Below are 13,380 nucleotides of genomic sequence, written 5' to 3' on the forward strand. Positions count from 1 at the left end.
GCGGCGGGGGGCGGACGGCTTAGGACCGGGCCCGCCACCGGCGGAGGGCGCGACGCGTGCGGCGGGCCATCGGCACGGCGCCGAGCCACCGCCGGGCGCTCGACGTCGCCCGGCCCCACGCCCGCAGGTCGGCCGAGCCGATCCCCAGCGGGCGCCGCCGGCTGGCCAGCCGCTGTTTGAGCGGGTTCCCTCCGCGGCCCAGATCCACCGTCGTCACCCCCCGTCGGGCGGCCTCCCGGAGCATCTCCAGATGCAGCACGGCGCCGGGCGAGTATCGGTGCAGAACCTCCGAGTGCGCGGGGATCCAGGAATGGAACTCCTCGCCGGCCCACAGCCCCAGATGCGTCGCCGCCGGTTCGTCCCCCGCCCACAGCACGGACAGAACCCCCGCGAACGCCGGCCCCGCCTCGGCCCCGTCGGCGCTCGTCCCGGCGCTCGTCCCGGCGGGCTCGAACGTCCGGTGCACGCGGCGGAGCATCTTCACCAACGACTCGTCCGCGAACTGGTCGCGCAACCCTTGCCGGCCCAGTTGGACCTGCTTGTCGCGGATCAGGCGATCGAAGACGGCGTCGTCCTCAACGCGAAACTCGAATCGCACCGGGCCGACCTCGCGGGCCAGCTTGCGGGCCTTGCGGTCCGTCTGACGGACGAACGAGGCGACGCTGCCGCGAGCGACGTAGGCGTCGAACCCGCCTGTCAGATCGACCTCGAAGGCGTCGTCCCACTCCCGAACGTGGGGGGCGAACGGGTCCGGGGCGGGGGGCGGCGGGACGGCGAGGTGATCGAAGCGCCACGCCGACAGCCCGCACCCCCGCAGCAGCGTCGGCGCGTCGATCGCGAGGCCGGGCCGGGCGATGAAGGCCTGGCGGTCCGTCATCGGGGCGACCAGCGGCGCCCCGACGTCGCCGCGATCGCGGTCGTAGGGGAAGAAACCGACCGGCTCGCCGTCCTCGGCGATCACGCCGACCTCCGCGTTCCCGAGCGTCTCCGCCGCCACGACCGCCAACCCGGGCGCCAGCGAGGGATGCCGCAGGTGCGGTTCCTTCTGGTGCAACGCGGCCCACGCGGCCGTTTCGGCGGCGGTGAGGTCCTGCGGTCGGCGGGCGACGATCTCCATTCGGGGCGGCGGTCAGGCGACGAAGAACTCGCAATTCAGCCCGAGGCTCGCCGCCTGGCGGCGGATCTCTCGTTCGTAGAGCGCGTTGGAGATCACGACGGCGTCCGGCGGGGCGTCCCGCAACGCCTCCGGGGCGACGATCGGGTGCCCGGCGCCGGGCAGGAAGCGGCCCTGCTTGTTGCGGTTCGAATCGACGACGCGGCGGATCACCCCCGCCTCCGGCTCGGCGAGCGGCACGGAATTGAGGAACGTCACGCCCTTACCCGCCGCCCCCCAAAACGCCGCGGTCCGGCCGCGGGCCCGCCAGTCCGCCAGACGCGCCTCCCACTCCGCACGCCGGGCGTCGTAGCGTTCGGCGAACGACGCCACCGCCGGAGGAAGTGCGGCCGGCTCTGTCGAACGAGCGGCCGGCTCTGCCGGAGGAATCGCGGGCGGCCCGCCGTCCGGCGGCGCGACGGCCTCGACGAAGGCGTACTGACCGTCGGCGTAGCACAGGCCCGCGTCGGTCACGTCGAAGCCGGCGTGACGAAACACGGCGGCGAGGGAGTCCAGTCCGAACAGGTTGCACTGTTCGTAATGCACGCTCCAGACCTCGCCCCGTTCGAACGCCTGCCGGGCGTTGAACACGTCGAAGTAGACCCCCGCCCCCCGCGACGCCGCCAAGGTGCGGACCGCCCGCAGAATCGCCGCCGGCCGCGGGACGTGTTCGAAGACGGACAGGCAGCAAACGAAATCGACCGGCTCCCGCGCCAATCGGGCCGCGACCGCGTCGTCGAAGTAGCCCCGAATTCGCGTCATGGACCCGGCGCCGACCTCCTCTTCGTCCTCACGGTCGACCGTCGGGTCGACGCCGACGCCCCGCACCCCGGCCCGTTCGGCCAGGGTGCGCAGGAAATACCCGTCGCCGCAGCCAATCTCCACCGCCCGGCAGCCGCGCAGTTCGAACCGTTCCGTCAGACGTTCCACCAATCGGTCGAGGTACTCCCGGAACGTCGCGGAGTGGTGCAGCGCGACCTCGTAGCCGGGACGGTAGCTCAGCTTTTCCGGCTCGAACGCCCGGTTATGAATGAGCCCGCACCGGCCGCACCAGGCCAGCCGGACGTCGCCGACGGGCAGGGCGCGGGCCTCCGCGGCGGTCGCGCCGAAGATTCCGACATGTACCGGTTGGTTGCGGGCGGCGAAGACGTCGGTCAGCGCATCGCCCCCGCACCCCGGACAGCGGGGACCGTCGGCGGTCTTCGAGCGCGGCTCCGTCATCCGGCAGTTCTTTTCAACGACGTCGCGGCGGGTTCGGCTCGGGCCGCGTCGTCGGAGGATTTGACGACGGTTTCGGGGGCGTCGTCGCGGAGTGCGGCGGCGCCGGCCTCGTCCGCGGCAAGGCGCTCGGCGATGCGTTCGTAGGTGTCGTCGCCCAGGCCGCGGCCGGAGAGGGCGTTCGACACCACCCGGCGCCACTTGCCGACCTGCCCGACGTACCTCGCCAACGTCGCCAGACAGCGAACGCGGTCGGCGGCGGAGAGGTCCGCCCGCCGCACCGCCGACAGGTAGCCCCGCAACAGCGTGAGCCGGGCCGTGGAGAACCGGCCGGCGACGCCCGCCAGTGCGAACGCCGCCTCCGCGGAGCGGTTCCCCAGGTTGCTGGCGGCGCCGGGGTGCACGCGCTGGTCGAACAGCACTTCCTGCGGCTCCGCGAACCGGCCCAGCAGGGCGACCTCGGCCATCAGCAGTTTTTCCGCCCCGAAGCAGGGCAGATACAGCCGCGTCCGCCGCAGGACGTCGGTGCGGAACAGGCCGTAGGCGTCGGAGCACCAGGTGGTGCCCAGCACGACGGCCCGAAAGCGTTGCCAGGCCCGGTCCGCGGTGCGGTCGTACCGCAGGCCGGGCGGGTTCAGCAGGCTGTGGCTGTCGGCCCCAGGCGGCAGGGCCGGGTCGGCCTCCGGCGGAATCGTCTCGCCCTCAGGCCCGATGTGTCGGGTCCGCGGGTGGCACCAGGCGACGCCCGGGTCCTCCTCCAGCCGTTCGACGCAGCGCTCCAGGAACGTCGGGGCGCAGCGGTCGTCGTAGGCGGCCCACTTGAAGTACCGCCCGCGGGCCTGCTCGGCGACGTAATTGAAGTTGCCGACGGCGCCGTGGTTCTTCTCCCGCCGTTCGTACCGCACCCGCCGGTCCCGCCGGGCCGCCTCGCGGCAGAGTTCCTCGGTGGCGTCGTCGGAGGCGTTGTCGGCGATGAACAGCTCGAAGTCGCCGTACGTCTGCCCCAACAGCGAGTCGAGGCAGCCGGGCAGGTACCGCTCCGCGTTGTACACGGGCAGTCCGATGCTGACGGGCGGCGGGACGGCGGACATACGGCGGGGCGGGGGAGGACGGCGGGGGACGCGGCCGGAACCTCAAACCGGTTCGGGCTCCGTCACGAACGGCACTGTCGCCGGCGCCGCGGCGCCGGACGCTTTAGCGAGGTATTGGGCCTCCACCCACTCGTAGGTCTTCGCCATGCCGGACCGCAGCGAGGTCATCGGCTCCCAGCCGAGGCGCTCCAGAATCATGGTGTTGTCGCTGTTCCGGCCGTTCACCCCGCGGGGCTTGTCCAGCAGGTGTTTCTTGGACACCTCGATCCCCGCCAGATCGGCGACGAGGTCGACCAAGCCGTCGATCGTGATCAGTTCGTCGGAGCCCAGATTGATCGGCTCCTCGATGTCCGAGTGCATGATTTTATCGATCCCGGCGACGCAGTCGTCGATATACATGAAGCTGCGGGTCTGCGTGCCGTCGCCCCAAACCTCGATCTCCCGGTCGCCGGTGTGCTTGGCGACGGCGATTTTGCGGGAGACGGCCGCCGGGGCCTTCTCCCGGCCGCCGTCCCAAGTGCCCTCGGGGCCGTACACGTTGTGGAACCGGGCGACGCGGGTGGTCAGGCCGAAGTCCTCGCGGAAGTGCCGGCACATCCGCTCGCTGAACAGCTTCTCCCAGCCGTAGCCGTCCTCCGGCATGGCGGGGTAGGCGTCGGATTCCTTGAGGGGAATCACGTCGGCGTTCACCTGCTTGTCGGCGGCGTACACGCAGGCGCTGCTGGCGAAGAAGAACCGATCCACGCCGGCCTTCCGGGAAGCCTCCAGCAGGTGGGTATTAATGAGCACCGACAGCATGCAGAGGGCTTTATTGTTCTCGATAAAGCCCATCCCGCCCATGTCCGCGGCGAGGTTGTACACCTCCGAGGCCCCCTCGCACGCCGCCCGGCAGGCGGACAGTTCCTTCAGGTCGGCGACGACGTTCTCCGCCTCCGGGAAGACCTGATACCACCTGTCCATCGGCTTCACGTCCACCGCCCGAACGTTTTCGACGCCCCGGCGGAGCAGGTCGGCGACGAGGTGACCGCCGATAAAACCGCCGGCGCCGGCGACGAGAATGGTGGAATCGTTCATCAGGACGAGCGGCGAGAGGATTGGACGGAAGGAGGGAGGCGAAGGGAGGTCGAGGGCGTTCGACGGGAAAGGGCGGCGCCCCCGCTGGCGGGGGCGCCGTTGCCGGCCGCGTTCAGGCGGCGGCTTCGCCGGCGGCGCGGCGGCCGGCGCGTCGCTGCCTCAAAATGCGGGGGAGGTTGGCCAACGCTAAGCCAAGCTTGCCGAGATAAATCGAGTTCGTCACCAGATACCGCTTCCACAGGCGTTGCGGTTCCGACGCCAACCGGTAGAACCATTCCAGCCCGCGGTCCTGCATCCACCGCGGGGCCACCGGCTTGACGCCGGCGTGAAAATCGAACGCGGCCCCCACGCACACCTGCACAGCGTTCAGGCGGTCCCGCAATCGGGCGGCGAGGAAGTCCTGCTTCGGGCAACCCAGTCCGATCAGCACGATCCCGGCCCCGCTGGCGTTAATTAGATCCACGGCCCGGCGGTCGTCCTCGGCCTGTTCCGGGGCGTTCAACGCCCGGAACGGGGGCGACGCGAACCCGGCGACTTTCAGGGCGGGAAACATCGTCTTCAGCCGCTTGGCCAGCCGCGGGGTAACGTGCTCCGCCCCGCCGTAGAGGTAGACCGGCACGCCCCGCTCCGCGGCGAGGCGGCAGATCTCCAGCGTCAGCGTCGGCCCGTAAACCCGGTCCTTCAGCCCCGCGGCGTGCAGCAGGTTCAGCGCCCACCGCACCGGCTGACCGTCGGGGGTGATCATCTCGAAGCGATTGACCGCGGCCCGGAGCGCCGGGTCGCCGCTGGCGGTGACGACCGCGTGCACCGCGAACGCCCCCACGACCGCCGACTCCCGCCGCGCCCCCGCCCGCACGACGCACTCGGCGGCCTCGGCGTAAGTCGTCGGGGTGACGCCCACGCCGAACAGGTCCCGCTTCGCCGGCCACCGCGGCGGCGGGCCGAGCGCGGAGACGTCGTGCGGTTCGGCGTCGATCGTTCCGAACTCGGAAACCGTATCGACGGCCTCGGCCGTCAGGATATCGGACGCCGTTTCCGTATCCGAGGCGACGTCAGCGACGTCCGGGCGGCGATCGGTCGGGGAGCGCATGGGGCGGCGGGGGAAGGGCGGGGCGTCAGGCGGGGGCCGCGTGGCGGGACGCTGTGGGGAGGGCGGGGGAGGCGGGACGGCGGCGGGCGAGGGCGCGCTCGTAGATCGCTCGCAGAAGTTCGTAGTTCCGGTCCGCCGTGAATCCAGCTTCGTAGGCGCCGCGGGCCGCCGCCCCGAGACGACGGCGGCGGGGCGGGTCGGATTGCAGGGCGTCGACGGCGGCGGCGAGCGCCGCGGCGTCCCCGGGCGGGAACAGCACGCCAGTCTCCCCGTCGGTCACTATTTCCGCCATCGCCCCCAACCGGGAGGCGATCACCGGCGTGCCGGCCGCGAACGCCTCAATGAGGGTCCGGCCGAACGTCTCGTACCAGACCGACGGCATCACCAGCGCCTCGGCGGCGGCGACCCGTTCGAGAACTTCGGCGAACGGCCGGCGCCCGACGGCCGTAATGCGGGAGTCGGTCGCGGCGGCGGCCCGCACCTCCTCGCCCAGCGGGCCGTCGCCCACGATCGTGAGTCGCGCGTCGCTCCGCACCCGCCGCCAGGCGTCCAGCAGCGTATGAAGGCCCTTTTCCTCGGAGAGCCGGCCGACGAACACCACGCCCCCGGTGCGTTCCGCCGGTCCGGGGCCGGGATCGGGGGCGACGAAGTTCGGCTTCACGTCGATCCGCTCGCCCGGCAGTCCGGCCCGGACAAATAAATCCCGGGAGAATTCCGTCAGGGCGACGAACCGGTCGACGACCGTCGTCCAGGTTCCCAGCGTGTGGTGAACGGCGTTCATCGCGGCGGTCGCGGCGGTCGCGGCCCGGCTGCCGCGGTAGCAGGCGTGCCGGACCGCCGGGGCGGCGACGGTGCGGCCGACGCAGTCCTCGCAGATGCGGCCGTCGCGGCGGAGCGCCCCTTGTGGACAGATCAGGCGGAAGTTGTGCAGCGTCTGGACGGTCGCCACGCCGCGCTTCGCCGCCGCGTGGTGCACCGCCGGCGAGAGGATCGGGAAGGTGTTGTGACAGTGCATCACGTCCGGCCGCTCCCGGCGGAGCAGGGCGTCGATCTGCCCGACGGCCCGACGGCTCCAGACGGTCTCGACCGCCTGCCGCAGCCGGCCGGTGGCGGCCAACTCGTCGTTGTGCCGCTCGTAGCGGATCACCGTGTGGCCGCGGGCCTCCAGCAGGGCCGTCTCGTCGAGGAAGACCTGATCCTCGCCGCCCGGCTGGGTGTAGCGTTCGTGCACGACGAGGATCTTCACGCCGCCCCCTCCGCCGCGGGGTGCGGCTCCGGGGACGCCCCCCCGGTCCGCCCCAACTCGGCGGCCGTGCCGACGACGAGGCCGTAAATAAAGAAGTAAAGGACGGACTCCGGCTGCAACGGCCCCATGAAGGATTCGTTCGTCAGCCCCCAGCCGAACACCCACAGCCCCAGCAGGCCGGCGAGCGCCGCGACGGAGCGGAACCGCGGCTCGCGCAACAGGCGGAAGGCCGCCAGGGCCGGGACCGCGGCGAACGCCGTCAGCCACAGCGCCATGCCGACGGCCCCGCAGGTGACGAGAACCTGGAGGAGCAGGTTGTGAGCGGTGAAGTTGCCCTTGGTATACCAGACGTGCATGACGCCGGTTTTCGAGGTGACGAAATAGCCGTGCCCCAGGGCGGGGGCCTCGAGGTAGGAAGCCCACATTTTCGTCCACATCTCCTCCCGCCCGGAGAGCTTGCGCAGCTGTCCGACGGACTGTCCGCGGGACAGAAATTCACCGACCGACCCCGCGACGGCGTCCACGGCGTCCAGCCCGGGATCGACGGCGAGGTACGACGTCCCCAACACCGCTGAAACGACTGTCGCGGTCAACTGCCACCGCGGCCCCAACCGCACGAACACGATCGCCGCGGCCGCCAGGGCGGTCAGGATCAGCGCCATTCGGTTCGAAGAAATCCCCAGCACCGCCGCGTGCAGCGGGAGCGCAAGCGGCCACAGCCGCTTCGCCCACCGCCAGCCCCACCCCAGTCGGGCGGCGAGCGTCAGGATGAACCCCAGCGAGGCCGTCGCCGCGGTGTTCGTGGCGTGGAACAGCGACACGCCCTCCCGCTGCATCACCCCCAGGTCCGGCGCCGCGACGCGGGCGGCCAACAGACCGCAGGAGATGACCGCCAGCACGACGGCGAACGTTCTTAAAACCCGGGAGAGGTTCGCCTGCGGCGCATACAGGGCGACGGCGACCGCCGTCAGGTAGAGGGAACCCAACGTACCCGCCTGAAACAGGGTGATCCGCCGCAGCGGCGACCACGCCGCCGAGGCGACCGCGTACGCCGCGAACGCCGCCCCCGGCAGCAACCACGGCCACGCCGCCTTCAGTCGGGCCGCGGGGGCGGTGACGATCAGCCACGCCGCACAGAGCCCCGCCCCGGCCCGAATCGCCAGTTTGACCAGCGCCACCCAATCGACCGACCGATCGGGATTCATCTCCTTATCGAGCGTAAACGTAAAGACCGCCGCCAACGCGGCCCAGAACAGCAGGGCCGTCATCGGTCGCGGCAGGGGCCAGCGACGGGCGCGGGGGGGCGCCGACGCCGCGAGCGGCGGTGCAAGGCGTGCAGGAACGACGGCGGGCGTGGGCGTGACGCTCGGCAAGAGAGGTCGGTGCGCTCTGTCGAAACAGGGAGACGAGACGAGGGCGGGGTCCGTCCCCCCGGGCGGTCGGCCCGACGTTCGGCAGCCGGCGGCCCGTTCACTCTACCGTTCGGATCTGGTCCTTTAGCGCGGGTTCGGCAAAATTTGCCGCGGCAGGAACCCGGGTGTGTGCGGGACCCCCGGGGCGAATCTAGGATTGAACGTCCCGCCGGCCGAACCGGGCGGTCCCCGCCCGCGGGACCGCAGCCGATCCACCGCCCGCCCGCCCGCCCGATCCCGTTCCTTCTTCCCGGGGCCGTCCCGCCCGTGCAGATTCCCCCGCCCGACGCCGGCACGTTCGATCCGGCGGCTCCGTTCCGGCTGGCCGCCACGGCGGTGCGGCGGGCGTGGCCGCGGATGCTGGCGTTTTTCGTCGTGGTGATGGGGCTGGCGTTCGTCGGCCTGGCGTTCGCCCCGCGGGAGTACGGCTCCGAGGCGAAGCTGTTCGTCCGCGTCGGCCGCGAAAGCATCGGCCTGGACCCGACCGCCACCACCGGGCAGACCTTCTCCCTGCAGGAGTCCCGCAAGACGGAGATCAATTCCGTCCTCGACGTCATCACCACCCGGGAGGTGTTCGAACGCGTCGCCGATCGCGTCGGGCCGGAGGTGATCCTCGAACAGGGCGGGTGGTCGCCGGCGGACCCGATCTTCGGGCTGCTCGCCGCGGCGACCGGCGGCGACGGCGGCGACGCCGACCCGCAGCGGGAGGCCCTTGAGGAACGGGAGAAGGCCGTTCGGGTCCTGTTCAGGGCGTTCGACGTGTCGAGCGCGGAGGAGTCCTCCGTGATCGACGTCACCTGCCGGGCGGACTCCCCGGAGTTGGCCCGGACGCTGTTGACCGAATTTCTCGGCGCCTTTCAGAGCGTCTATCTGGAGATGTTCCGCTCCGGCTCCTTTGAATTCTTCGAGGAGCAGGTCGCCCTGCTGGGCGAGCGGCACGACGCCGCCGGCGAACGGCTGCGGGACGCCAAGGACGCGATCGAGGCGACCACCGTCGAGGGGCGGCGGACGGCGTTGCAGCATCAATTGGAGCAGACCGACGACCGATTGCTGCTGGCCCTCGCCGAACGCGACGCCAAAACCGCGGAGCGCACCGCCCTGCGGGAGGCGATCGCCGCTCTGCTGACCGGGGACGAGACCGCCGGCGCCGGGGCGGCCGTGGCCAGCGGCTCCGCGGACGACGCCGCCGATGCCCTCCGCAAGCAGGTGGACGGCCTCCGCCTGCGGGAGCAGGAACTGCTCGCGAGTTATACAGAACGGCACCCGGACGTGGCGGCCGTCCGCGACCGCCTCGCCGCCGCCGAGACGTTGCTCGCCGCCGCTCGCGGGCCGGGGGACGCCTCCGCCGTCTCCACCAACCCGACGCTGCAGGGCCTGCACCTCCGGGCGTTGGAGGAGCAGGCCGCCGGCGAGGCGCTCGACCGCCGCATTCAAACGATCAAAACCCAGCGGGAGGAACTGCTCGCCGATTTAAAGGATCTCAACGCCCGCGAGGCGGAGATCGAGCGGCTCCAGCGGGAAACGGACCTGCTGGCCGCCAAATACGGCGAGTACTCGGAGCGCCTGGAACAGGCCCGCATGAACCGCGAGCTGGCCGACGGCCGGATCACGAACGTGAAGGTCGCTCAGCCGCCCACGTTGGTCTTCAAACCGGTGAGCCCGAACAAGCCGTTGGTGGCGATCCTCGCCTTCCTGCTGGCGAGCGGGGGCGCCGTCGCCCTGGGATTGCTGTCGGTCCTGCCATCCCCGGCTGCGAAAGAGGAAACCGTGAACGACGGTGCGAACGCCGACGAGGACCCGGTCGCGTTCGAGCCGGAGCCCGCCGTCGAGGCGAACGGGCGCCGCCCGACTGGACGTCCCGCGTTCGCGGGCGCCGCCGCGGGCGACGGAACCGTCGATCTTCCCCGCTGAGCCATCCGTTGCAGATCGCGTCCTACCGTCCGCCGTCCTCCGTTCCCCTCCCGTCGTCGCCCGACGCGACGCGGTCGGTCCCGCCGCGGTCCGTCCGCACGCCGGCGGCGGAATCAAGCGCGTCGCCGTCCCGGCCTCCGTTCGCTCCGCCGAGCGCCTTCGTGCCGGATACGGTGGCGGTGGAGGAGCTCTCCGCGGAGGCGTTTCGCAATTTATTAGAGGTGGAGCGGATGCGGTCGGATCGCGGCGGGCGGCCGCTGTCGGTCGTCACGCTGCGGCCGCCGGTCGCGGGGGATCGCGCCGCCTGGGCGGCGGCCTGGGCCGCCCGGGTCCGCACCACCGACCGCGTGGTCTGGCTCAAGCGGGGCTGGCTGGCCCTGGTGCTGTGGGACGCCGACGCCGCCGCCGCCCGTCAGTTCCTCCGCTCCGCCGGGCACGCCGCGGACGCCCCGGAGAACCGCGGGAGGATCGTGCTCTACTCCCACCCGCTGCCCGCCCCCGCGCCGGAGGCCGGCGTCGACCCGTCGGCCGTGGCCGACCGGGACCCCGCCGCCGCGCTGCCGGTCGAAGCCCTGCTGGTGCGGCCGATGCCCCTGTGGAAGCGGTCGATCGACGTGGTCGGCGCCCTCGCCGGGCTGACGGTCCTGTCGCCGGCGCTGCTGGCGGTGTACGCCGCGGTGCGGCTCACCTCGCCGGGGCCGGCGCTGTTCGTGCAGCCCCGGGCCGGCTTGGGCGGGCGCGTGTTCAACCTTTATAAATTCCGCTCCATGGTCGTGGACGCGGAGGACCGCAAGGCGGAGATGCTGGCCCAGAACGAGCAGGACGGCCCGGCGTTCAAGATGGAGCACGACCCGCGGATCACCCCCGTCGGGCGCCTGATCCGTAAAACGAGCGTCGACGAACTGCCCCAGTTATGGAACGTGTTGAAGGGGGAGATGTCGCTGGTCGGCCCGCGGCCGCTGCCGGTCGCCGAGGCCGAGGCCTGCCGTCCCTGGCAGCGGCGGCGCCTCTCCGTCACCCCCGGCCTGACGTGCGGCTGGCAGGTGCAGGACCGCCGCATGGCGGTGCCGTTCGAGGAGTGGGTCCGTATGGACCTGCGGTACGCCCGCCGCCGCACCGTCGGCGGGGACCTCTCCCTGATGGTCCGCACCGTCGGGGCGATCCTCCGCGAAGTGCGTCCCAACAAGCCTCGGTAGGAGGCGGGCCGTTTCTTTCCCCCTCCTCCACGGGGAAGCGGGGAGGAGACGTTGACGCCCCCGTCGCTCGGCCGCGGCGGTGATCAATCGACCTGCCGGAACAGCGCCGCGTTGGCGAACGCGTCGAGAATGGAGTCGAAGATCAGCCGCTCCACGAAGGCGCCGCAGGCCTCGCACTTCGTGTATCGCAGGATGAGGTAGTCCCCCGGCCGCACCAGCACGCGCTCCCGAGGGTCGCGGAGGGCGGCTTCGAGGTCGACCTCCAGTCGCAATTCGCGTCCGAGCTCGTCCTTCCGGAGGATGACGAGTTGGCTGGCGCCGACGGTCACGTCCTGGTTGAGCGACGACGGCCCGCCGACGGTCAGGGGGGCGGCGCCCGTGGAGCCGCCCCGCTGCCGCACGATCGCCAGCGCCTCCAGCACGTCGATGTCGTAGTTTTGCGGGAGTTGGTACTGCCCGCCGCCCAGCAGGCCGCCGGTGTAGAAGATGTCCGGTTCTCGGTGCTCGACGAAGACGATGTCGCCGTCGTAGAGGGTGACGTCCTCCTCGGTGAACGGCACCGGGCAGCCGGGCGTCAGCCGCACGGGAATCCGCAGCACGTGCGGACCGCCCATCGTCGACCGACCGGGCAGCGGGAAGGGGGGGAACTCGCCCATGACGGGGAACGTCGCCGCGGCGACGCCGAACCCGTCCGCCGGGCAGCGTTCCGCCGGCACCCGCAGGCGACCGTCCGGGGCGAAGGCCGGTGCGCCGGGAGCCAGGGCGCCGGGAGCCAGTGCGTCGGGAACCCGTGCGCCGGGAACGGGGGCGCCGGACGCCGGCCCGTCGCTCGTTGGCGCCGCCGCCGGTTCCTCGCGGAGCGGCAACGGCGTCGGGGCCGGCCGTACCGAGATCGGGGCCGGCGGGAGGGCCGCCGGGGCCGCGGTGGCGCCGGAATGAGCGATCGGCGTCGCGGGGACCGGAGCCGGCGTCGACGCCGGGGCGTCCAAGCTGAATCCCGGCGGGAGGGCGAATCGCGGAGCGCCGGGGGCCGGCAGGGCCGGGGCGTCCGGCGACTGTCCGCGCCATACCGCCATCGGGGCGGCCGGCCGGAAGGTTCCGGGGCGGCGCGCCTCCGCATCTGCGGCGTCTTCGTCCGTCGGCTCGGGGGCGCCGTGTTCCCCTTCGTATCCTTCGAAATCCTCGTCGGCGTCCTCGTCCGGGCCGGGGGCGGCCGCGGGGGCCTCGTCGTCGGGAGCTTCGTCGGGGGTGAGGTCGCGGGCGTGGAGATCCGGGGGAACGGCCTGCAGGCGGGGGCGGCGGAGAACGTAGATCACGTTCTGGGCGTCCAGCCCCGGCAGGCCGCCGGTGGCGGCGAGGGCGTGCAGCACGTCGTTCTGATAGACCGGCAGCTCGACGATCCGCCCGGTGCCCCGTTTGTCGAGTTCGAAGTTGACCGTGCCGGCCGACCCGAGGTTGCCCTCCCGATTGCCCGACTCCTGCCGGATCACCAGCACGGAGTGCGTTCGCGGCCGTTGCAGGCTGACGAGCACCCGCTCCCGGCCGCTTTTCAAGAGGGCCCGGCGTTCGGTGAACTCCTCGCGCAGCGTCGCTTCGACCTGCGGCAGGGTCAGCCCGCGGACGTACACCGCCCCGGCGATGGGCAGGGCGAGGGTGCCGTCCTCCCGCACCTCGATCGGGTAGCCCACCGACGGCCGGTCCAGGGCGAGGTTGGCGTTGGAGATCGGCGGCGGCTGGTCCGATCCGCCGAGCACGCCCTCGATGTAGACGCTCAGCACGTCGCCGGCGTCCACCCGGTGCTGCGGCGGCGGGGTCCGCCGGAGCAGGGTGAGGTCGATCGTTTCCAGCCCGCTGCGAACCGGCTGGCGGAAGTCCGGCGAGAGTTCCCCGGCGGGCACGCCCTCGAGCGAACGAAACGCCGCGCACCCGGAGGTCGCCGCCAGCAACAGCGTCAACGCCGCGGCGGCCAGCCGCCGCGACGCCGGCCCG

10 protein-coding genes are annotated in these 13,380 nt (G+C 72.2%); 2 read left to right on the forward strand and 8 right to left on the reverse strand.

Annotation, left to right across the window (positions count from 1 at the left end; all coding sequences use genetic code 11):
* Positions 1–19 precede the first annotated feature (19 nt).
* The 7 genes from ACG2DA_RS09305 to ACG2DA_RS09335 all read right to left on the reverse strand — a co-directional run bounded on the left by ACG2DA_RS09305 (position 20) and on the right by ACG2DA_RS09335 (position 8,140).
* Complete coding sequence (locus tag ACG2DA_RS09305) at positions 20–1,117, reverse strand: GNAT family N-acetyltransferase (protein WP_395255307.1); 1,098 nt, start codon at positions 1,115–1,117, stop codon at positions 20–22.
* A gap of 12 nt (positions 1,118–1,129) precedes the next feature.
* Positions 1,130–2,374 (reverse strand): class I SAM-dependent methyltransferase, encoded by a 1,245-nt coding sequence (locus ACG2DA_RS09310; RefSeq protein ID WP_395255308.1) that lies wholly within the window; start codon positions 2,372–2,374, stop codon positions 1,130–1,132.
* A complete protein-coding gene (locus ACG2DA_RS09315) occupies positions 2,371–3,462 on the reverse strand; it encodes a glycosyltransferase family 2 protein (protein WP_395255309.1) in 1,092 nt (363 codons plus the stop codon). Before ACG2DA_RS09315 ends, ACG2DA_RS09310 begins: the two co-directional genes overlap by 4 nt.
* A 42-nt stretch (positions 3,463–3,504) precedes the next feature.
* The gene (locus tag ACG2DA_RS09320; RefSeq protein ID WP_395255310.1) at positions 3,505–4,536 is read right to left on the reverse strand and encodes an NAD-dependent epimerase/dehydratase family protein; all 1,032 of its coding nucleotides are present in this window, start codon (positions 4,534–4,536) and stop codon (positions 3,505–3,507) included.
* Positions 4,537–4,648: 112 nt separating this feature from the next.
* The gene (locus ACG2DA_RS09325; RefSeq protein ID WP_395255311.1) at positions 4,649–5,626 is read right to left on the reverse strand and encodes a WecB/TagA/CpsF family glycosyltransferase; all 978 of its coding nucleotides are present in this window, start codon (positions 5,624–5,626) and stop codon (positions 4,649–4,651) included.
* 25 nt (positions 5,627–5,651) lie between these two features.
* Positions 5,652–6,872: a glycosyltransferase gene (locus tag ACG2DA_RS09330; RefSeq protein ID WP_395255312.1), complete on the reverse strand. Its 1,221-nt coding sequence runs from the start codon at positions 6,870–6,872 to the stop codon at positions 5,652–5,654.
* On the reverse strand, positions 6,869–8,140 hold the full coding sequence (locus ACG2DA_RS09335; protein ID WP_395255314.1) for an O-antigen ligase family protein: 1,272 nt from the start codon (positions 8,138–8,140) through the stop codon (positions 6,869–6,871). Before ACG2DA_RS09335 ends, ACG2DA_RS09330 begins: the two co-directional genes overlap by 4 nt.
* 411 nt (positions 8,141–8,551) lie before the next feature.
* Between ACG2DA_RS09335 and ACG2DA_RS09340 the strand changes: the two genes are divergently transcribed.
* Both ACG2DA_RS09340 and ACG2DA_RS09345 read left to right on the forward strand, forming a co-directional pair.
* Positions 8,552–10,195, forward strand: coding sequence for a GumC family protein (locus ACG2DA_RS09340; RefSeq protein WP_395255316.1), 1,644 nt, complete (start codon positions 8,552–8,554; stop codon positions 10,193–10,195).
* Between the two features lie 161 nt (positions 10,196–10,356).
* The gene (locus ACG2DA_RS09345) at positions 10,357–11,391 is read left to right on the forward strand and encodes a sugar transferase (protein ID WP_395255317.1); all 1,035 of its coding nucleotides are present in this window, start codon (positions 10,357–10,359) and stop codon (positions 11,389–11,391) included.
* Between the two features lie 83 nt (positions 11,392–11,474).
* Here ACG2DA_RS09345 and ACG2DA_RS09350 read toward each other — a convergent pair.
* Positions 11,475–13,380, reverse strand: a 1,906-nt coding sequence (locus ACG2DA_RS09350) for a polysaccharide biosynthesis/export family protein (RefSeq protein WP_395255318.1), incomplete at its 5' end; no start/stop codon positions are given.

Origin of the sequence: Alienimonas sp. DA493 (assembly GCF_043951915.1) — a bacterium.
In the GTDB taxonomy this organism is placed as follows: Bacteria; Planctomycetota; Planctomycetia; order Planctomycetales; family Planctomycetaceae; genus Alienimonas.